At 38.4% G+C, this 19730-nt stretch carries 17 protein-coding genes and 1 other annotated feature; of the genes, 10 read left to right on the top strand and 7 right to left on the bottom strand.

Annotated elements, in window-relative coordinates; translation table 11 throughout:
* Positions 1-53: 53 nt before the first annotated feature.
* A complete protein-coding gene (locus FPQ13_RS04490; RefSeq protein WP_144088129.1) occupies positions 54-1166 on the bottom strand; it encodes an aminopeptidase in 1113 nt (370 codons plus the stop codon).
* 139 nt (positions 1167-1305) lie between these two features.
* On the opposite strand from FPQ13_RS04490, the gene FPQ13_RS04485 reads away from it, so the two are divergent.
* The 3 genes from FPQ13_RS04485 to ytxJ all read left to right on the top strand — a co-directional run bounded on the left by FPQ13_RS04485 (position 1306) and on the right by ytxJ (position 2672).
* Positions 1306-1713: a DUF948 domain-containing protein gene (locus tag FPQ13_RS04485; RefSeq protein WP_246065344.1), complete on the top strand. Its 408-nt coding sequence runs from the start codon at positions 1306-1308 to the stop codon at positions 1711-1713.
* 28 nt (positions 1714-1741) lie between these two features.
* The gene (locus FPQ13_RS04480) at positions 1742-2164 is read left to right on the top strand and encodes a YtxH domain-containing protein (RefSeq protein ID WP_144088127.1); all 423 of its coding nucleotides are present in this window, start codon (positions 1742-1744) and stop codon (positions 2162-2164) included.
* Positions 2165-2351: 187 nt separating this feature from the next.
* Complete coding sequence (ytxJ, locus tag FPQ13_RS04475; RefSeq protein ID WP_144088126.1) at positions 2352-2672, top strand: bacillithiol system redox-active protein YtxJ; 321 nt, start codon at positions 2352-2354, stop codon at positions 2670-2672.
* A 69-nt stretch (positions 2673-2741) separates the two neighbouring features.
* On the opposite strand, the gene mntR is transcribed toward ytxJ, so the two are convergent.
* Positions 2742-3164 (bottom strand): transcriptional regulator MntR, encoded by a 423-nt coding sequence (gene mntR / locus FPQ13_RS04470; RefSeq protein ID WP_144088125.1) that lies wholly within the window; start codon positions 3162-3164, stop codon positions 2742-2744.
* Between the two features lie 237 nt (positions 3165-3401).
* Here mntR and FPQ13_RS04465 point away from each other — a divergent pair, with 237 nt between their 5' ends.
* The 4 genes from FPQ13_RS04465 (at position 3402) to motS (ending at position 7273) form a co-directional block, all read left to right on the top strand.
* Positions 3402-4460: a bifunctional 3-deoxy-7-phosphoheptulonate synthase/chorismate mutase gene (locus tag FPQ13_RS04465; RefSeq protein ID WP_144088124.1), complete on the top strand. Its 1059-nt coding sequence runs from the start codon at positions 3402-3404 to the stop codon at positions 4458-4460.
* Between the two features lie 155 nt (positions 4461-4615).
* On the top strand, positions 4616-5617 hold the full coding sequence (ccpA, locus tag FPQ13_RS04460; protein ID WP_144088123.1) for a catabolite control protein A: 1002 nt from the start codon (positions 4616-4618) through the stop codon (positions 5615-5617).
* Between the two features lie 59 nt (positions 5618-5676).
* Positions 5677-6501: a flagellar motor protein MotP gene (gene motP / locus FPQ13_RS04455; protein WP_144088122.1), complete on the top strand. Its 825-nt coding sequence runs from the start codon at positions 5677-5679 to the stop codon at positions 6499-6501.
* Complete coding sequence (motS, locus tag FPQ13_RS04450) at positions 6491-7273, top strand: flagellar motor protein MotS (RefSeq protein WP_144088121.1); 783 nt, start codon at positions 6491-6493, stop codon at positions 7271-7273. The genes motP and motS overlap by 11 nt, the downstream gene beginning before the upstream one ends.
* A gap of 104 nt (positions 7274-7377) precedes the next feature.
* On the opposite strand, the gene FPQ13_RS04445 is transcribed toward motS, so the two are convergent.
* The 4 genes from FPQ13_RS04445 to FPQ13_RS04430 form a co-directional block, all read right to left on the bottom strand.
* Positions 7378-8553 carry an acetoin utilization protein AcuC gene (locus FPQ13_RS04445; protein ID WP_144088120.1) on the bottom strand — a complete coding sequence of 392 codons (1176 nt, stop codon included), beginning with the start codon at positions 8551-8553 and terminating at the stop codon, positions 7378-7380.
* Positions 8550-9197 (bottom strand): acetoin utilization AcuB family protein, encoded by a 648-nt coding sequence (locus FPQ13_RS04440; RefSeq protein WP_144088119.1) that lies wholly within the window; start codon positions 9195-9197, stop codon positions 8550-8552. Before FPQ13_RS04440 ends, FPQ13_RS04445 begins: the two co-directional genes overlap by 4 nt.
* A gap of 19 nt (positions 9198-9216) precedes the next feature.
* Positions 9217-9855 (bottom strand): GNAT family N-acetyltransferase, encoded by a 639-nt coding sequence (locus FPQ13_RS04435; RefSeq protein WP_144088118.1) that lies wholly within the window; start codon positions 9853-9855, stop codon positions 9217-9219.
* Between the two features lie 176 nt (positions 9856-10031).
* Entirely contained in the window at positions 10032-13103 is a 3072-nt protein-coding gene (locus tag FPQ13_RS04430; RefSeq protein WP_144088117.1) for a transglycosylase domain-containing protein, read from the bottom strand.
* Between the two features lie 162 nt (positions 13104-13265).
* Positions 13266-13467: a binding site (T-box leader), on the top strand.
* Positions 13468-13528: 61 nt separating this feature from the next.
* Here FPQ13_RS04430 and tyrS point away from each other — a divergent pair.
* Positions 13529-14797, top strand: coding sequence for a tyrosine--tRNA ligase (gene tyrS, locus FPQ13_RS04425; RefSeq protein WP_144088116.1), 1269 nt, complete (start codon positions 13529-13531; stop codon positions 14795-14797).
* A 495-nt stretch (positions 14798-15292) separates the two neighbouring features.
* The gene (locus FPQ13_RS04420) at positions 15293-18046 is read left to right on the top strand and encodes a UPF0182 family membrane protein (protein WP_246065342.1); all 2754 of its coding nucleotides are present in this window, start codon (positions 15293-15295) and stop codon (positions 18044-18046) included.
* A 58-nt stretch (positions 18047-18104) separates the two neighbouring features.
* Here the strand turns inward: FPQ13_RS04420 and FPQ13_RS04415 are convergent, their stop codons facing one another.
* Positions 18105-18767: a peroxiredoxin gene (locus FPQ13_RS04415; protein ID WP_144088115.1), complete on the bottom strand. Its 663-nt coding sequence runs from the start codon at positions 18765-18767 to the stop codon at positions 18105-18107.
* Positions 18768-18891: 124 nt separating this feature from the next.
* Between FPQ13_RS04415 and nfsA the strand changes: the two genes are divergently transcribed.
* On the top strand, positions 18892-19638 hold the full coding sequence (gene nfsA, locus FPQ13_RS04410) for an oxygen-insensitive NADPH nitroreductase (protein WP_144088114.1): 747 nt from the start codon (positions 18892-18894) through the stop codon (positions 19636-19638).
* Positions 19639-19730 lie beyond the last annotated feature (92 nt).

Here is a 19730-nt window from a genome sequence, read left to right as displayed (position 1 = left end):
AGCTGTTGTCCGCTGACTGAGTCAGAAGGCAACAGCTTTTTATGTGTAGTAGATTACTTCAGGTTTTCAGGATTTAAAACTTCTAATTCTGGAATGACGAAGCGGCCATTTTTTCTGACGAGCTCGCCATCAAAATACATTTCTCCACCGCCATAGTCTTCACGCTGAATATGAACCATATCCCAGTGGATAGCAGAATCATTACCATTATAAGCATCATCGTATGCTTGTCCTGGAGTGAAGTGGAAGCTACCATCTATTTTTTCATCAAATAAAATATCTGCCATTGGATGTTGGATAAACGGATTGATGCCTATAGCAAATTCACCGATATAGCGGGCGCCTTCATCTGTATTAAAAATTTCATTGATTCGCTCGGAATCATTGGCAGTCGCTTCAATGATTTTGCCATCTTTAAAAGTTAAAGATACATTTTGGAATGTAAACCCTTGATAAGGTGAAGGGGTGTTGTAAGTCAATGTACCATTCACCGAGTCTTTGACAGGTGCTGTATAAACTTCACCATCAGGAAGATTCATTTCACCTGCACATTTAATTTTAGGAATGTCTTTGATTGAGAACGTTAAATCCGTTCCTGGGCCAGTAATGTGTACTTTGTCCGTGTTGTTCATTTTTTCCACTAACGTATCCATCGCTTTACTCATTTTACTATAGTCGAGTGTACATACATTGAAATAGAAGTCTTCAAATGCTTCTGTACTCATTTCAGCAAGCTGCGCCATCGATTCATTTGGATAACGTAACACACACCATTTTGTTTTCGGCACCCGGATGTTTCGATGCACATTACCGACAGTCTCGCCGTATAATTTGTTTTTGTCGGATGGTACGTCAGAAAGTTCATTAATATTATCCCCTGAACGGATCGCAATATAGGCATCCATTTCTTCCATTACTGTCGACTCATATTTTTCCCAAGCTTCCAGTTGCTCTTTTGTGGCTCCTTTGAGAAGAGAACGGTGTATTTTAGGATCTTTTAAATTGACGAACGGTTGTCCACCAGCTTGATACGCTTCATCAATAATTGCTGAAACAAGCTCTTGTTGGATTCCGGTATTTTCAATGAGCAATTTTTCGCCCGGTTGTAGTTTAACGGAATATTGAATTAGTAATTCTGCTAAGCGGTTGATTCGTGGATCTTTCATATGTAATCCTCCTCGTATTTGTTGAAGTTTGAATAGTTTTATTTTAGCATATAAAGAGAAAACTTTGTTCCGAATGTGTTTGATTCACTATACTAATGGGTATAGTTAGTATAGAATAAAAATGGAAGGTGTGTTTGTAGTGAACTTACTACATATTGCAGCATTAATCGCAGCAGTAGCGTTTCTTGTTTTGGTTATTTTCTTGGCAAAAACATTAATGTCCGTATCCAAAACATTGGACAATGTTTCTACAACGTTAGAAAGTGTTGAGAAACAAATGCAAGGAATTAGTGAAGAGACAACATTGTTATTACAGAAAACGAATTATTTAGCAGATGATATTTCAGAAAAAACAGCGAAGACGACTGTTTTGTTCGATGGCATTAAGGGAATTGGGCAAACAGTGAATGAATTTAATCATTCTTTGCAACAACTATCTAAAGAAGTACAACAACAAGCTGGTGAGCAGGCGCCTCAAGCTTCCCAAGCAATGAAATGGGGAGAAGCTGCCATTCACCTTTGGAAGAGCTACAAAGGAAAGAAATAAGTAGATAAAAAAAGAGGAGGAATTGTATATGTCAAATGAAAATCAAAACAACGGTGGAATGAATGGGAAAGATTTTGTAATCGGAACATTACTTGGAGGAATCATCGGTGCATCTGTTGCACTTCTATACGCTCCGAAAGCTGGTAAAGACTTAAGAGAAGACATTAACACTGGAGCTGGCCAAGTTCGCGAACGTGCTTCTGAGTGGAAGAACACTGCTTACGATAAAGGAAACGAATTATACGAACGCGCGCAAGAGTCTAGCAAAAATTTAGGCGAAAAGATCAAGCAGAAAAAAGATGACATCCAAGAGCGTGTTGAATATTTACGCAGTGAGAATAAAGAGCAAGGACAAGAAATTGCTGAAGATGTCGCTGAAGCGATTGAAGAAGCTGCTGATGAAATGGAACGTCAAGAAGCAGATATGAACTTCAAAAACTCACAAAATTAATGAATGGTATGCCACTCCTTTTCAGGGGTGGCTTTTTTAGTAAGCTAAATGTGTGCTGTAACATTCAATACAACTCGCTAAGCGTTCAAAAACGCCGTTCCATCCATCACAAGCATGAATGGAGATTTTCATCGATCTGTTTGGTAGAATGGATTAGGAAAAGAGATTATGAGGAGGAATATACGAGATGTCTTACAAGGTTTTAACATCAGAAGCAGAATTAAACGAAGTGCTAGGAAAGGACTCATTTTTGTTATTTAAACATAGTCTGACTTGTCCAGTCAGTGCAGATGCAAAAGAAGAATTTGAGAAATTTACGAACGATAGTACAATACCTGCTTATATGATTCATGTGCAGGAAAACCGTGAATTATCTAATCAAGTTGCAGAGCACTATGAAATTAAGCATGAATCCCCACAGTTTTTCTTTGTGAAAGACGGTGCAGTTCAATATCATAACTCTCATTGGCATATTAAATACGATACGTTGAAAGATGTTGTGAAATAATTTAATACTGCTATCAATAAAACAAACCTGCCTACTACATCATAAGGATGGAAGTAGAGCAGGTTTATTTTAACGGTCCTCGTTTTTCTTCTTAATCTCTTGTAGATCGTTTAATCGTTGGGGATCGGCTTCAAAATATTCGACTAAATCCCCAATCCGAATGATTGTATCCCATTTGAGATGATGTTCAATCCCTTCAACTTCTTCATAAATGGAATCTTCTTCCGCGCCAATAATATGTAAAAAATCTTCTAATAGTTTATGACGGTATAATAACTTCTCGCCAAATTTTCTACCTTTATCCGTCAAGACCAAGCCTCTGTATTTTTCATAGACGACATATTCTCTTTCATCTAGCTTTTTTACCATTTTTGTGACAGAAGAGGGGAGGACGTCTAAGTGTTCAGCAATGTCTGAAACTCTGGCATAGCCTTTTTGTTCTTTCAGTAGATAAATTGTTTCGATATAGTCTTCCATGCTCGGTGTCGCCATGAAACAACCCCCATAATTGTTCTTAATTATATTTTAGCAGACTTCATCACTTTTCAAAAGGAAGTTGAGTTTTCGGATATGAGACATTACTTTAGGAATATTTCGACTTGATGAGGTTGTAAACAGGTGACCTTAATGCTAGTCGATTGCGCCGAATTTCGATATAATTGTATACTTAACTAAATTAAATGTATCATAAAACCGTTTTTCTACAACAACATTTGGAGGCAGTGACCGATGCAGGAACTAAATCTAGAAGAACTAAGAAAACAATTAGATGAAGTAAATATAGAAGTTTTAAAATGGATTAATCGACGCGGTGAGCTCGTTAAAAAGATTGGTGAAATAAAAAAAGAACAAGGAATTAAAGTCTTTGATCCAGTACGTGAGCGAGAGATGCTCGATCATATTGTCGATCATCACGAAGGGCCTTTCCAAAGCTCGACGATTGAACACCTGTTTAAAGAAATCTTTAAAGCAGCTAAGGAATTGCAAGAAGATGACCATCGTAAAACGTTGCTCGTCTCAAGGGAACAAAAACCTCAAGATACAATTGTCAAAGTCGGCAATGTAAATATTGGTGGAGGAGAACGCCAGTACATCATGGGCCCTTGCTCTGTTGAATCTGAGGAGCAAGTAGATCTCGTTGCAAAAGCCATAAAAGAACACGGCATTCCAATTTTACGTGGAGGTGCTTTTAAACCCCGTACATCACCATATGATTTCCAAGGATTAGGATTCGAAGGGTTAAAAATCCTGAAGAAAGTCGGAGATCGATATGGTTTGAAAGTCGTCAGTGAAATCGTCAATCCGAATCATATCGAAGAGGCTGTGGAATATTTGGATGTCATTCAAATCGGCGCACGTAATATGCAAAACTTTGAATTGTTGAAAGAAGCGGGCCGATCGGACAAACCGATCTTTCTCAAAAGAGGGTTGGCAGCGACAATCAATGAATTTATGAATGCTGCAGAATATATTATATCGCAAGGAAATGATCAAATCGTCTTATGTGAACGTGGAATCCGAACGTATGAAACGGCAACACGGAACACATTAGATATTACTGCAGTACCTATATTAAAGCAAGAGACCCATTTGCCGGTATTCGTAGACGTAACACATTCAACAGGCAGAAGAGACTTATTGCTGCCTGCTGCCAAAGCTGCTATGGCGATTGGAGCGGATGGAGTAATGGCAGAAGTACATCCAGATCCAGCAACAGCATTATCAGATGCACAGCAACAGATGGACATAGAAGCGTTTCATAAATTTATGGGTGAGTTACAAAAATAAAGCTTCGTACTGAATTGAATAGATATGCAAGGTTGGTTGTACACAGATTATCGTCTGCAACCCTCAAGAAACTTTCACAAGTTATCTATTGAATCGTTTGAATGAGTAAAGTATTCTTACATTAAAATGAATCGTTATGAAATGAGGTTTTTAAGATGAGCGTTACCATTTATGATGTAGCAAAAAAAGCTAACGTATCGATGGCGACCGTTTCGCGGGTCATTAATGGAAATACAAATGTAAAGCCAATCACCCGGCAAAAAGTGTTGGATGCCATTGAAGAATTAGGTTTCCGACCGAACGCAGTTGCACGTGGATTGGCAAGCAGAAAAACAACTTCTGTTGGTGTCATTATTCCAGATGTCGCTAATCTGTTCATCGCTGATTTGGCACGTGGTATAGAAGATATCGCAACAATGTATAAATACCACATTATTTTGAGTAGTTCAGACCAACAAAAAACAAAAGAAATCGATCTCTTTTACAATATGTTGGAAAAACAAGTAGATGGAATTATTTTCATGGGTACGACGATTACAGACGAACATATTGAAGCGTTTAAAAAAGCAAATATTCCGGTTATATTGGCAGCGACAATCGCAGAATCTGAGGAGCTTGCATCGGTTAATATCGATTATTACCAGGCGATTCAGGATGCTATTCAGTTTATCGAAGAAAAAAGTAAAGGTGATATCGGATTTGTCACAAGTCCATTGAATAACCGCTCAAATGAAATTAGAAAACAATCTTTCGTCGATGCAATGAAGAAGTCAGGGAAAAGCGATGCAGAATTGGAAAAGCTTATTTTTAATAGCGACGACACTTATGACTCAGGTATTCAAGCAAGTCATTATTTTCTTGGATTGGAAGAAAAACCAGAAACGATTCTCGTCTCTTCAGATGAATTGGCATTAGGTGTCATTCACGGATTACAGGATGAAGGATTAAAAGTTCCAGAAGATATTGCGGTAGTAGGGTTTGATAACACAAGACTTGCGACAATGGTGCGTCCGACATTAACAACCGTAATGCAACCGATGTATGATATCGGCGCTGTTTCCATGCGTTTACTAACGAAGCTACTGCAGGGAGAACAAGTAGAAGAAAAGCAAGTCACTTTACCTCACCGAATCATCGAAAGAGACTCAACAAAATAAAATTGGTGCCGATATAAGAAAAAGAGATAGATAAATCGGAATCAAGTAGGGTGAGAGTTATGAAACGAAAAGATATATTGACACCTATAGGTATTGGTTTAGGTGCAACAATGATACTAATAGGCATCTATTTTAATAGTGGATTTGGAGGCATTTCAACGTTTATCCAAATTTCATCTATTGTTGTCGTTGTCGGTGGTTTAATTGGTGCGCTATTGATTAACTTTTCTGTACAAGAATTAAAGATGTTTCGAAAAGTTATGAAAGAAGCTTTTCATAGTCAAAATTATAATCTGCGAGAATTGATTCAATTGTTTATCCAACTTTCTGAGAAGGCAAGAAGAGAAGGTTTACTTGCATTAGAAAGTGAGATGGATGAAGTAGACGATCCGTTTATTAAAAAAGGAGTTTACTTGGCGATTGATGGAATTGAACCTGAAGTCATCAACGAAATTATGAATGCAGAAATCGCGGCTATGGAAGAAAGACACCACAAAGGACGAAATGTCGTAGAGAAAGCAGGAGAATACGCACCTGCCTGGGGAATGATCGGTACATTGATTGGGCTCGTATTAATGCTCAATAACTTAGAATCTCCAGAGACAATCGGTCCGAGTATGGCGATTGCTCTCCTGACGACTTTTTATGGAATGGTTTTGGCAAATCTTGTTTTTATCCCGATTGCAGGAAAGTTATATTCTCGTACGGAACAAGAAGTATTTATGAAGCAAATTATTGTTGAAGGCGTTATTGGTGTTCAATCTGGTCAAAATCCAAAAATCTTGGAAGAGAAATTGAGTGCATTCCTCTCAACTGAAGAGCTCAAACTCAATGAAACAGAAGAGGAAGAAGAATTGATCGGAGAGACGGTTAATGAAACGTAAGCGACAAAAACTGCCAAAACGCGAAGCACCAATGTGGATGGTTACATATTCGGATATGATTACGCTAGTTCTCGTTTTTTTCATCTTATTATTTTCAATGTCTCAAATCGATGCGGTGAAATTCAAAGCCGTCGCTGATTCTTATCAAGAACGGGTAATATTTGATTTTATGCCGTCAGCCATCGAAATGGATCATCCAACGGAAAACCAAGAAAATCAATTAGATCCGGCTGAATCCGATTTCGAAGCAATGATTCCAGACGAGCAAGATGAAGCGATGGAAGACGAAGAAAAGATGGACTCAACTGACGAAGAGTCTTTAAATGAATTACATGAAGAAGTGGAACAATTCTTGGATGAAGAAGAATTAAACGGTGTAATTACGGCTAGCCGAACCGATCAAGGTGTCGTTCTTGTTTTACAGGAACGTGTGTTATTTGAATCTGGAGAAGCGGAATTGATTGAGGAAGGCTTTCCATTTTTAGAAAAGGTGGGAGTCTTGCTATCAAGTATCCCGAATAACGTAAAAATTGAAGGTCATACAGATAGTCGACCGATTAATACGTACCGGTTTCCTTCCAACTGGGAACTGAGTGGGGCAAGGGCGAGTAGTGTTGTTCGCTTCTTTGTAGAGAACCAGGGATTAAATCCAGCACGGTTCCAAGCCTCAGGCTATGCGGATACGAAACCTTATGTTGATAATAATAGCTCAGAGAATATGCGTTTAAACCGTCGTGTAGAAATTACTATTTTAAGAGCAGAAAACCAGTGATTGACTTAACGTCATTCACTGGTTTTGTTTTGAAATTACGAAGTATAGGAAAAATCGGAAAATTTACGTTATAATAAACGAAAATTTTTCGTTGCTAACTATTTTCATAAAATGTATTTTTGTTCGTTTCTAATAATCTCAAGCGCTTTACCTAAAGTCAGTTGATTCTTTTCAGTAATTTCTTTTTTACGAGGAATCTCTTTATAAACACGTGAAAGATCCTGCCAATGGGTTGGTAATTGTACTGGGCTTTTCGGTTGCCATTTTTCAAGCCACTCTTTAGGTAATGGACCTTGTAACGTTTGCCCATCTAAATTAGCAATATTCCATAACTGCGCCCAAGATCGAGGGACTACACGCCATATATCGTAGCCACCGCCACCGAGAGCAACCCATTTGCCATTACAATACTTATGCGCTAATCGGTGAACAAGTTTAGGGATTTCTTCGAAGATTTTCATTGAACAGCACAAATGAGTTAATGGATCATATGCGTGAGCATCCGCTCCGTTTTGACTAATAATGATGTCCGGACGAAAGTACTCTGTAACTTCTTCGAGAGATTTTGAGTATACTTCCAAAAACGAATCGTCTTCTGTGAAAGCATCGATCGGTAAGTTGAAAGAATAACCGAAACCTTCATTATGTCCGCGCTCATTAACATTTCCTGTGCCTGGAAATAAATATCTTCCCGTTTCATGGATTGAAAATGTGCAAACATTTGGGTCATCGTAAAAAGCCCATTGAACACCATCACCATGATGGGCATCCGTATCGACATAGAGAACTTTTAAGTTATAATGCTCACGTAGATATTGGATGGCAATTGCTGCATCATTGTAGATACAAAATCCAGATGCTTTGCCTTTAAACCCATGATGGAGACCACCGCCAATATTCACTGCATGTGTATAGTCTCCGTTCATGACAGCATCCACAGCTGTCAATGTCCCGCCAACTAACTGAGCTGAAGCTTCATGCATGTTTTCAAACATAGGTGTGTCTTGTGTACCGATTCCATATTGCATACCTTGTTCTGATGACAACAAACCAACACTTGCTTTTTGTACAGCCTCAATATAGTTTGATTTGTGAATCAGTTTAATCTCTTCATCCGTCGCCATTCGAGGTGGTATGATTTGTTCATCGTCTAATGCCCCACTAGCTTTGAGTAAATCATACGTAAGGACCACACGTTTTTGGTTAAATGGGTGGTCGTCCCTAAATTTATAACTTAGAAATGCTTCGGAAAAAACGAAAGCTGATTTATGTGCATTCATTCGCTCATCCCCGGTAAATTAGGCCAAATCACATGATAGCCTTGTTTTTTTAATTCATCGATGATGGGCATTGGATTCATCGTTTGAACTCGTAATACAATTACTCTTTCACTTTGATCTTCTTTTGATGGATAGAGGAAGACAGAAGAAATATTCGTATTCCGATCACTAATAATTTGAGCGATTTTCGGTAATGTTCCTATTTTATTAGGCACACGAATTTCAATTTGGGAGCTTTGCTCGCGAATACCTGTTACTTGGATTAATGTGTAAAGAATATCCTTTTCGGTAACAACACCAATAAGCTTATTGGCATGCGTGACTGGTACACAGGCAATTTCATAATCATAAAAAAGCGAAGCAATATCTTCGATGAAATCGAGTGGGTGTGCAGTAATCACCGGACTTGACATAATCGATTGAAGTGGACTTTCTAATATATCCAAGTTTTGTTCAGCTGCTAATATGGAAGGTGCTGCATCACGTATATCTCGGTCAGAAACAATGCCGACAACTTGATCTTCCTCATCTGTAATGGGGATGTGTCGAATATGGTGCTCATTTAACAATTTTAAAGCGCTTTCAATTTTGTCTTGAGGGGAGAGTGTAATCACATCTCTACTCATAACTTCTTCGACTATCATTCTCAATCACGCCCCTTTATTATAAAAAGAAATCTTCACGACCCATGAAACGCATGGAGTCAAACAACTTAATGGATTCCGCATCTACATTTTTTCCGATACGGACGAGTAAGCAATTCGCAGGGTGAGAAACAATCTCTGGGTCATCTGTAGACATCGGTTTTAAGCCACCATGGGCCATCATTTTTTCCATTACTTTGCGATATTCCCAAATACTTAGTCCTGTTGTTTTCATATCCCAATGCCAATGATACTCCGTCGTAATTGTAATATAATTTTCCATATAATCATCTCTCATGGATAGTTCTAAGATGGTGGAGCCAACCTTCATCCCACGGTATTCGTGAGAGACTTCAATAGCCCCTAATTCTAGTAAATTATCCATTTTGTATGTTGCCCAACGCTCCATTGGATCTGGGTGTAAAAAAGTTGCATAGCCAATAATTTTATCCTCATCACGAGCGATAATAATTCGACCTTCTTCAAAATCGGCAATTGAAAGAATTGCATCATACTGTTTTTTGGGCGGCCTGAATGCTTTCAACCCATCATCAAAGTAATAATTTTTAAGCTGTTCTGAATCGACAGGCCCTTCAATGATAATTTCTTTATTATTTTTTTGAATGGTTTGACTGTAATATGTTTTAGCGTGTTCCAAATCGACACCACCTACAAAAATTACGACTTCCATTTAATTATAACAGAAGATGATTTGGAAAAATAGAAGGAGGAGGGGGGACTCGAGACATAAAAAAATAGCAAGCAGCTAACTTATGCTGCTTGCCAATAAGGTGATGGTTTCCAATTAAGATTTGTAGTCAGAGAGATTGAGAATTAGTTTCCTGTGTTTTCTTTCTCCTCATCGTCATCCTTTTTCTCTTCTTCTTCTTTCTTCTTTTGTTCTTCTTTCTTTTTCTCTTCCTCTTCTTTCTTTTTCTCTTCCTCTTCTTTCTTTTTCTCTTCCTCTTTTTTCTTTTCCTCTTCTTCTTTCTTCTTTTGCTCTTCTTTCTTTTTCTTTTCTTCTTCTTTTTTCTTACGTTCTTCTTCCTTCTTCTTTTGTTCCTCTTTCTTTTTCTTCTCTTCTTCTTTTTTCTTTTTCTCTTCTTCAGAAGTTACGTTACCGTATATGACTGTACTGGACATACTAGATTCTTTACCATAAAAATTCACTGCACGAACAGCGTAAACTTTATTTTTCGATGGAACACGTATTGAAGTTTCTGTCGTAGCGTCAATCTGTTTAAAGTCTCCACCTTTTTCATTAGCCATAAAGACGCGGTAGCCGATCGCATTACTGCTATCGTTCCATGTTAATGTGCTACCACTCATGGAAACACCACTTGGCGTTCCAGGATTACTGTTTTTAGGTGATTCAGATTCAGGGACGACTAAATCATTCCAAGCTTCATTATCCGGCAGCAGTTTACTGAGGTCATCAATCTGGAACCAAGCAGGCCCCATTTCTTTAATGAAATCAGGTTTAATGAAATAGCCTTGTTCCGTAAATTCTTCTGGAGTCGAATCGGCAGCTTCATACGTTTTATCACCGATTTTTACATAGTTACCTTTCATGACACTGTCATCTTTTTCTGTTGGAACATGTTCGATATTAAAGAGATCGGTTTGAACTAATCCGAGCGCTTGACAAGCATCGCTAGGAAGTTTTCCAGAAATCAAGCAGTAGCTACGCTGCACGATTCCACCTGGGCTTTCATGTCGCTTGCTAGGTGTAACAAGTTCAGGGTCAATTTCTGCCGCTGCATTCACCAGTTCTGACCAGTAACCTGTATTACGATTACTATAACCAAGCGAACAGCCACCAGGACAACTGTTTAGACTCATAATATTACTTTCTCTATCTGTCACTCTTCCACTTGCATCTAAATCATATAATCCGTACCCGAACCATGTACCGATTGTCACATTTGGATTTGTACCGACAAACCAAGCATCTGCAAAGTTTTGAGATGTACCCGTTTTTCCGGCCCAATCAACACTCGTGTTATTCAAACGACTGTTCACATAGGTTGCTGTACCGTTTGATATAACATCACGCATAACATCCAGCGTTAAATATGCTGTTTGTGGCGAAAAGACTTCGGTTTCTTCAACCTCATGCTCATAAACAGGGTTACCATCCTGGTCTACTATTTTTTCAATCATAAACGGTTCAGCTCGTTTTCCGCCATTCGAAAATGCTGTAAACCCACTCGTCACATCTGCGACTGTTGTGTAGAAAGAGCCTAAGACTGCAGGAGCGAAATTCTCCGTTTGTGCTTGTTCGTTGGATTCGGTAATACCCAGTTTCGTTAAATATCTTGCTGGGTTATTATCAACAGCCAATAATCCACGCATGACACGAGTAGCAGGCAGGTTATGAGATTTTGCCAAAGCTTCTCTTGCCGTCACAATACCACGTTCTCTACCAGCATAGTTGGAAGGTGACCAGTCACCTATCGTAAAACCAATATCTGGTACTGGTGAACCCGGTTGGAAAATTCCTTGTTCAAACGCTGGTCCATAACCGAGCAACGGCTTCATCGTACTTCCGTTTGGTCGAGTGTTATAAAAAGCATAGTTGATATTGTCATTTTTATAGCCACGTCCACCTACAAACGAAATAATCCGTCCTGTGCTGTTTTCAATCATACTCGCACCCGTTTCAATTGGAATTTCACGCGATTCCAATTCACCAGTTTGCGGATTAGTAACCTGAACTGTTTTCGTTGGATAGAAGTGACCGTAATTTGCGGTAGCTTCCTGCCAAGCATCGTATATATCTTTGTTGATGGTTGTATGGATGCTGTAGCCTTTATGTTTCAAATCACGTTCCGCTTGTTCACGATATTCCGTTCGAGATTCTTTCTCGTCCGCCGAATAAAACTCTTCTTTTGAATAACCATCATTCTTTGCTAAATGCAATGCCATTTTCTCAATGGCACGTTGTTCGATCTCGATAGTTAAATAAGGATAATCTGAAAAAAGTGATTCCTTTTTATCTGTCAAACTAGCAATTACATCAAAATCTCTAGCTTCATTATATTGTTCTTCGGTAATCTTTCCCGTTTCTAACATTCTGCTTAAAACAATATTTTTCCGGTCTAAGCCATCCTGTAATGCTTTTTCTGATTTCTTTTCGCCACCTTGTAGAAACGGTGTATAAGCATAAGGGTTTTGCGGCATACCTGCTATGTATGCTGCTTGAGCCAAGTTCAGTTCACTTGGTGATACATCAAACAGACCATCTGCAGCAGCTTGAATGCCGGCTATGTTTCTACCCGAAGAATCCCGCCCAAAAGGAACGATATTTAAATAAGCTTCTAACAATTGATCTTTCTCGATGAACTTCTCAATTCTCGAAGCTATTAAAATTTCTTTTGCTTTCCGGTCAAAGGAAACTTCACTGGAAAGAATTTGTTTTTTTACAATCTGCTGTGTTAATGTACTACCACCCGTTTGGGAGTCAGCATTTGTGAATTCTTGTAACATCGCACGCATAATCGCTTTCGGTACGAATCCATTATGCTCATAAAATAGTTCGTCTTCAGTTGCGATGACAGCATCTTTTACATGATCTGATACTTTATCTAATGTTGTTTCTTCTCTATGAATGTCACTACGAAGCTTACCCATATACACATCGTTCGCAAAGTAAATGTGAGAAGTCTCTTCGTAGTCAAATATGAGTTGTTTCATTTCATCTTCATCTTCAACGGGCATATCATCTACCAATGAAGCGAAATATCCCAATCCGACGCCTCCTACGATGAATCCGCCTACGAGTCCGATGACGATAAAGAATAATAAAATATTCCAACCAACATCTAAGCCGATTCGTGTAAAACGAGGAAACTTTCCGTCTTGAAAAAATTTCAGGAATTTATTTTTTGATTCATTTGAACCCATCTTCAAACCTCCTAAATAATCTAATTTATTATAGCATAGATTAATAGACACTACATATTACAAATTACCTGATAATTCAACGAATGATATGAAGAGAATAATATTGTTTCTAGTTGAAAAATAAATATAGATATGCTTTAATAAATGAAAATAAATCTTAATATTAATGTATTGAAGAGTGAGAGTAGAACATGTCTTAGGAGCAACAGAGAACTGGTGGTTGGTGCGAACCAGTCCGATTCATGATTCGAATTACGACTTGGAGCATTCTCTAATGAAAGTTAGAGACGGTAAATCCGTTATCTGAATGAGTGACAGCTAAATGCTGTAACTAGGGTGGTACCGCGATTCCCTCGTCCCTATGATAGGACGTGGGATTTTTTTGTGTAAAAAATAAATAGCTATCAAAACTTAGGAGGATCAGTATGCATATTTTAGATGAGTTGAAGCAACGAGGATTAATTAATCAAGTCACTGATGAAGAAGGCTTAAGAAAGCACTTGGAAGAGAACCAAGTTTCATTATATTGTGGTTTCGACCCTACTGCTGACAGTCTACATATCGGACATTTGCTACCGATTTTAATGTTAAAAAGATTCCAAATGGCCGGACACCGCCCGATTGCACTCGTCGGTGGGGGGACAGGTATGATTGGAGATCCGAGTGGCCGAAATGAAGAGCGCCAGCTAAATGACGCATCAATCGTACAACAATGGACGGAAGACATTAAAGGACAATTATCAAAGCTGATCGATTTTGATGATGAGAAGAAAGGCGCGGTAGCCGTTAATAACTTCGATTGGTTATCAAAAATGTCGGTCATCGATTTACTTCGTGATTACGGTAAACATTTCAGTGTAAATTACATGCTTGCGAAAGAGTCCGTTGAAGCTCGCATTAGACAAGGTATTTCTTATACCGAATTCACATACATGATTCTGCAGTCATTGGATTTCCAACGCCTTTACCAACTAGAGAATTGCACGCTTCAGATAGGTGGTAGTGATCAGTGGGGCAATATTACAGCTGGTTTGGAATTAATTCGCCGAACGACTGAAGAAGGAGAAGAGGCAAAAGCTTTCGGTTTGACTGTACCGTTAGTAACGAAGGCCGATGGAACTAAATTTGGAAAAACAGCTGGTGGAGCCATTTGGTTGGATGCGGATAAAACATCACCTTATGAATTTTACCAGTTCTGGATTAATGCGGATGACCGTGATGTTGTGAAGTTTTTGAAATCATTCACCTTCCTTTCACTAGAAGAGATTGCTGAATTGGAAAAAGAAGTACAAGAGCGTCCTGAACAGCGAAAAGCACAACAACGATTAGCAGAAGAGATGACAAAACTTGTTCACAGTGAGGAAGCATTACAGCAAGCGGTTCGAATTTCAAAAGCTCTTTTTGAAGGAGATATTAAAGCTTTAAATGCGAATGAAATTGAGCAAGGGTTCAAAGATGTCCCTTCCTATGAACTAGAAGAGAATTCAATCGGCCTTGTCGATCTTCTCGTTGTCTCAAAAATATCCTCTTCCAAACGCCAAGCGCGTGAGGATATTACCAATGGTGCGATTTATATCAATGGAGAACGACAGCAGGATACAGCTTATGAAATAACGGATGAAGATAAATTGGATGGATTGTTTACCATCATTCGTCGCGGTAAGAAAAAATATTTCTTGATTCGTCATCAGTAAGCCCAACGGCGGAAACAGATAAAAAATATATAAAAATTGAAACCCGGACAATTTAGACCTAAATAAATTGTTCGGGTTTTCTGCTTATATGACTCTCTATCAAAACACTGGGCGTTGCGTGGCCGCTATTTTTCAATATAAAAGTTTTACGGCCTTGCAGTGCGACAATTTATAGGCTAGCTTTTACTTGGGTGGTTAACTTCAACAGTCATGGGGTGAACATCAGCAGTCAGCGGGTGAACTTCAGCAGTCAGCATGTGAACATCAGCAGTCAGCCACCGTATCGTCATTCATCTAACCTTATTGCGTATTGACTACGCTTCATGTCTGCTTACTTCAAATGATATTTCGTCTTTTGAATCAACGTTTTTCTATTGGCTCAGTTTCTTCTTGTATGCTAAATAGATTTTTTACATTGTTTTACTACAATCCATGTCGAGACAGTAAACGTATGATAAAATGGTTATATATGAAAGAAAAGTGAGGGAATACATAATGAATTGGACGACGAACGGTCCAAATGGGCCAAAAGGCAAATCGAAAACGGTTGTTTTTAATCAAAATAAAATGACCTCTACTCAAAAGAAGAAAATCTTTAAATGGGGAACGATCTTTTTCTTCATCTTTCTTCTGTTACTAACCATTCCAGTCATCTTTAATTTTTTGACGAATTATATTTGGATGGAATCATTAGGCTTTGAATCTGTTTATACGACAACGTTGATTACAAAGATCAGTTTAATCGTTGCTGGATTCTTATTGTTTTTTATTTTCACCTATTTCACCCTTGCCGGGATGCAAAAAATTATCATTGATACAATCGGTAAGGCGAAGTTTATTCAACAAATCGGTCCGAAAAAGATGGTTACATGGACCAATATCATTATTTCCATTTTAATTGGTTTACTTGGAAGTTTCATTGTCCAAAAAATTGGCTGGGAGCCTGTGTTAAAGGTGTTCAACCAAGTCAGCTTCAACCAAGCGGATCCGCATTTCGGACATGACCTTTCATTTTACTTTTTTACATTACCCGTGCTTAATTTCGTGTTGAACGTTTTGATGATTCTTTCCTTAATTTTAGCGGGTGTCGCAGCTTTCAGTTATTTCATGTTTCAAGCATTTCATCACCGCATCGCTAAAATACAGTTAGCTTTTTACATGATTATTTTCGGACTATCATTAGCGGCTACACATTACCTCGGTATGTATGATGCTTTATTTACTAATCAAGTAAATGCATTCCAAAAGAGCGCTGTTTATGGGGTAAGCTATACAGATGACGTCATTAACATTCCAAGTGCTTATGTACTTGCTGCAGTAACAGTGCTAGCAACTGTTTGGGCCGTAATAACGCTATTCCGTAAAAATTATATGCGGTTGATCATTCCGTTTGGTCTTTATTTACTTGTATTATTCGGCAGTCAAGCAGTATCAGTAGTCGTTCAACAATTCATCGTCTCACCAAATGAATTCCAACAAGAGACCCCATATCTAGAAAAAAACTTAGCAATGACGCGCCAGGCGTACGAGTTGGAAGATATGGAAGTGAAAGATCATCCAGGAAATGCTTCGTTGGATGAGGAGATGGTCGAACGAAATGAAATGACGATCAATAATATTCGAATTAATGACTCACGTCCGTTGAAGGATGTTTATAATCAAATCCAAACGTTCCGTACGTATTATGAGTTTAAAGATATCGATATTGACCGTTATATGATTGACGGTGAATATGAACAAGTGTTTATCGGTGCCCGTGAATTAAGTATGAAAGATTTACCAGAGCAAGCACAAACATGGGTAAACCAAAACTTACGATATACACATGGCTATGGTGTTGCGATGAGTCACGTAAATGAAGTGACAGCACAAGGGCAACCTAAATACCTCGTGAAAAACTTACCGACATCGGGTGAGATTGATGTAGAACGCCCGCAAATTTATTTCGGTGAACAATCGTATCCAACTGTCATCGTAAACTCAGCCGTGGATGAGTTTGACTATCCAGATGGCGAATCAAACGTATCTAATCGTTATGAAGCGGATACAGGGATTCCGTTCACTGGACTGAATCGATTACTCTTTTCATTGAATGAGATGTCATTCCGGATGTTAGTGTCTGATCAAGTAACCGATGAAAGTCAGATCCTTGTCACACGAAACATTTTAGATCGGGTGAAACGCATTGCTCCATTCTTTGAATATGAGGAAGACCCATATATTTATGTGCGGGATGATGGAAGTCTTGCATGGATTATCGATGCTTATTTAACAGATAGCCAATATCCATATGCAGAGAAATACAATGATAAAAATAACTATATTAAAAACTCAGTCAAAATCGAAATTGATGCTTATACTGGTGAAGTGAATTTTTATATCGTCGATGAAGAAGACCCACTTGTTCAAACGTATGCAAATATGTTCCCGGATTTATTTACGGAAGACATTCCAGAAAATCTTCAAGCTCATTTCCGTTATCCGGAGCGGTTGTTCAGCATTCAAGCAGAAATGTATGGAACGTATCACATGGAAAACTTAGAAGTCTTTTATAACCGAGAAGATTTCTGGCAGTTCCCGACTGAGAAATATTACGATTCAGATACCGAAATGGATCCATATTACGTAACGATGAAGTTACCAGATGCAGAGCAAGAAGAGTTTATATTGATGATGCCATATACACCAAGGCAGCGACAAAACATGATTGCATGGATTGGTGTGCGAAATGATGGTGAGCATTATGGTGAGAAAATTGTTTATCGCTTCCCGAAACAGCGAAATGTGTATGGTCCACAACAGATCGAAAACAGAATCAACCAGGATAGTACGATTTCTCAAGAATTGAATTTATGGTCGCAAGGTGGATCAAAAGTCATTCGAGGAAATCTCTTGGCTATTCCAATCGAAGACACGATGATGTATGTAGAACCCATTTATATCGAATCAAGTAATGAAACATCTTTACCGGAAGTGAAGCAGGTTATCATTGCTTATGAAGATTATATCGTGATGGAAGCGACGTTTGATAAAGCGTTAAATCGAATTTTGACTTATATCGAATCTAATGCAGCACCTGATGAAATTGAAGAAGGTGAAGCAGGTGTCCCATTAGATGAAGCGAATGAGTTATTGAACGAGTTCTCCGATTTATTTGAGCAATATCAAAATGCATTATCAAATGGAGATTGGCAAGAAGCTGCAGACATCATGACCCAAATCGAAGAAAAACTAGCTGAAGTAGAATAATTCATATTAAAACTCCTCATTCACCGAGAATGAGGAGTTTTATTTATGGGTTGGTAGATTAATCGAGTGATTTTTTAGCCAAATACCAATCAATCATTTCTAAGCTGTCATCTTTTTTACGTTCTTCTAGCTCTTTTTGAGTAGAAGGTGGTGGAACGATGACCTTATCACCAGGCTCCCAGTTTGCAGGAGTAGAGACTTTATGTTCGTCAGTCGTTTGCAATGCTTTGATCAAGCGAACGATTTCGTCCATGTTTCTTCCCGTTTGTAATGGGTAATAGATAATTCCACGAACAATTCCTTTATCATCAATGACAAAGACAGCTCGATTCGTCTCTGTGGAATTATGTTCTGGTGTTAACATGCCGTATTTAGATGCGACGTCTTTATTCAAGTCAGCAATAACAGGAAATTCAATTTTAATATTAAAATTTTCTTCGATATTGTTGACCCAAGCTAAGTGAGACTGATTACTGTCGATACTAAGACCTAACAGTTCTGTGTTCAATTCACGGAGCTGTGGATAGATCGCTTGGAAAGCAACAAATTCAGTTGTGCAAACAGGTGTGAAATCTGCTGGATGGGAGAACAATACTAAATACTTCCCTTGGTAGTCTTCCAACCTTTTCATTCCTTGAGTTGTTAATGCTTCAAAATGAGGTGCTTTTTCACCTACACGTGGTATGCGAATCTCAGGTTGCTGATTCATTTCTTCAGACATAGTGTAACCCTCCTATAATTTAATTCCTATATGTTTACTAGGATTTATATTCTATTATAATCCCTTGCAAACGATTTGTGAACTAATATACGATATAGATTGAAAATAAATGGAGGTATGATGAATGAATACAACAATTGAAACAATCTTAAATCACCGTTCCATTCGTAAATATACGGATGAACCCGTTTCTGATGAACAAATTGAAACAATTATTCAAGCTGCACAAAGTGCTTCCACGAGTAGTTTTGTTCAAGCATATTCGATTATCGGAATCAAAGACGATGAAGGAAAGAAAAAAATTGCTGAGTTTTCTAAAAACACACATGTGGAACATGCTAGTCGTGTTCTTATTTTTTGTGCTGATTTTTATCGCCATGAGCTATTGGCTGAAAATAAAGGAGAATCGATTGCTGACACTTTAGAAAGTACGGAGAAATTCATTGTCGGTATTACGGATACGACTCTTGCAGCGCAAAATGCTGCTATTGCGGCAGAGTCGATGGGACTTGGCATCTGTTATTTAGGCGGAATTCGTAACAATATTGAGTCCATTTCAGATTATTTGGGCTTGCCTTCTCATGTCATCCCGTTATTCGGTATGACTATTGGCTATCCAGCCGACCTGTCCAATCCAAAACCACGTTTACCTTTACACCATGTGTATCATGAAGGGAAATACAATTCAAATGTTGAAGTATATACGAATCAATTGAAAGAATATGACGAGACTGTATCCAGTTATTACGAAACGAGAACAAGTGGTGAAAGACAGGATCGGTGGTCCGATCAAATGACGAGCATGCTAAGCAAACAAGTTCGTATGAATATGAAAGACTTTGTACAAGGAAAAGGATTCAACAAGTCATAATTTAATTGAAGTCATAAACACCCTCACACGACGCATTTAGCGTTCGTTTGAGGGTGTTTTTTAAATCTAAGTATAATGAATCCTATAACTCG

The sequence above is a fragment of the Allobacillus salarius genome (assembly GCF_007559425.1).
GTDB classification, from domain to species: Bacteria; Bacillota; Bacilli; order Bacillales; family Alkalibacillaceae; genus Allobacillus; species Allobacillus salarius.
The sequence above is the reverse complement of the archived record's forward strand: the minus strand, read 5'-3'. Positions and strand labels throughout refer to the sequence as shown.

What these genes read in the sequence shown, in the direction of transcription:
- FPQ13_RS04490 (WP_144088129.1), bottom strand. Translation starts at nt 1,166, where the DNA reads ATGAAAGATCCACGAATCAACCGCTTAGCAGAATTACTAATTCAATAT.
- FPQ13_RS04480 (WP_144088127.1), top strand. Translation starts at nt 1,742, where the DNA reads ATGTCAAATGAAAATCAAAACAACGGTGGAATGAATGGGAAAGATTTT.
- ytxJ (WP_144088126.1), top strand. Translation starts at nt 2,352, where the DNA reads ATGTCTTACAAGGTTTTAACATCAGAAGCAGAATTAAACGAAGTGCTA.
- mntR (WP_144088125.1), bottom strand. Translation starts at nt 3,164, where the DNA reads ATGGCGACACCGAGCATGGAAGACTATATCGAAACAATTTATCTACTG.
- FPQ13_RS04465 (WP_144088124.1), top strand. Translation starts at nt 3,402, where the DNA reads ATGCAGGAACTAAATCTAGAAGAACTAAGAAAACAATTAGATGAAGTA.
- ccpA (WP_144088123.1), top strand. Translation starts at nt 4,616, where the DNA reads ATGAGCGTTACCATTTATGATGTAGCAAAAAAAGCTAACGTATCGATG.
- motP (WP_144088122.1), top strand. Translation starts at nt 5,677, where the DNA reads ATGAAACGAAAAGATATATTGACACCTATAGGTATTGGTTTAGGTGCA.
- motS (WP_144088121.1), top strand. Translation starts at nt 6,491, where the DNA reads ATGAAACGTAAGCGACAAAAACTGCCAAAACGCGAAGCACCAATGTGG.
- FPQ13_RS04445 (WP_144088120.1), bottom strand. Translation starts at nt 8,553, where the DNA reads ATGAATGCACATAAATCAGCTTTCGTTTTTTCCGAAGCATTTCTAAGT.
- FPQ13_RS04440 (WP_144088119.1), bottom strand. Translation starts at nt 9,197, where the DNA reads ATGATAGTCGAAGAAGTTATGAGTAGAGATGTGATTACACTCTCCCCT.
- FPQ13_RS04430 (WP_144088117.1), bottom strand. Translation starts at nt 13,103, where the DNA reads ATGGGTTCAAATGAATCAAAAAATAAATTCCTGAAATTTTTTCAAGAC.
- tyrS (WP_144088116.1), top strand. Translation starts at nt 13,529, where the DNA reads ATGCATATTTTAGATGAGTTGAAGCAACGAGGATTAATTAATCAAGTC.
- FPQ13_RS04420 (WP_246065342.1), top strand. Translation starts at nt 15,293, where the DNA reads ATGAATTGGACGACGAACGGTCCAAATGGGCCAAAAGGCAAATCGAAA.
- FPQ13_RS04415 (WP_144088115.1), bottom strand. Translation starts at nt 18,767, where the DNA reads ATGTCTGAAGAAATGAATCAGCAACCTGAGATTCGCATACCACGTGTA.
- nfsA (WP_144088114.1), top strand. Translation starts at nt 18,892, where the DNA reads ATGAATACAACAATTGAAACAATCTTAAATCACCGTTCCATTCGTAAA.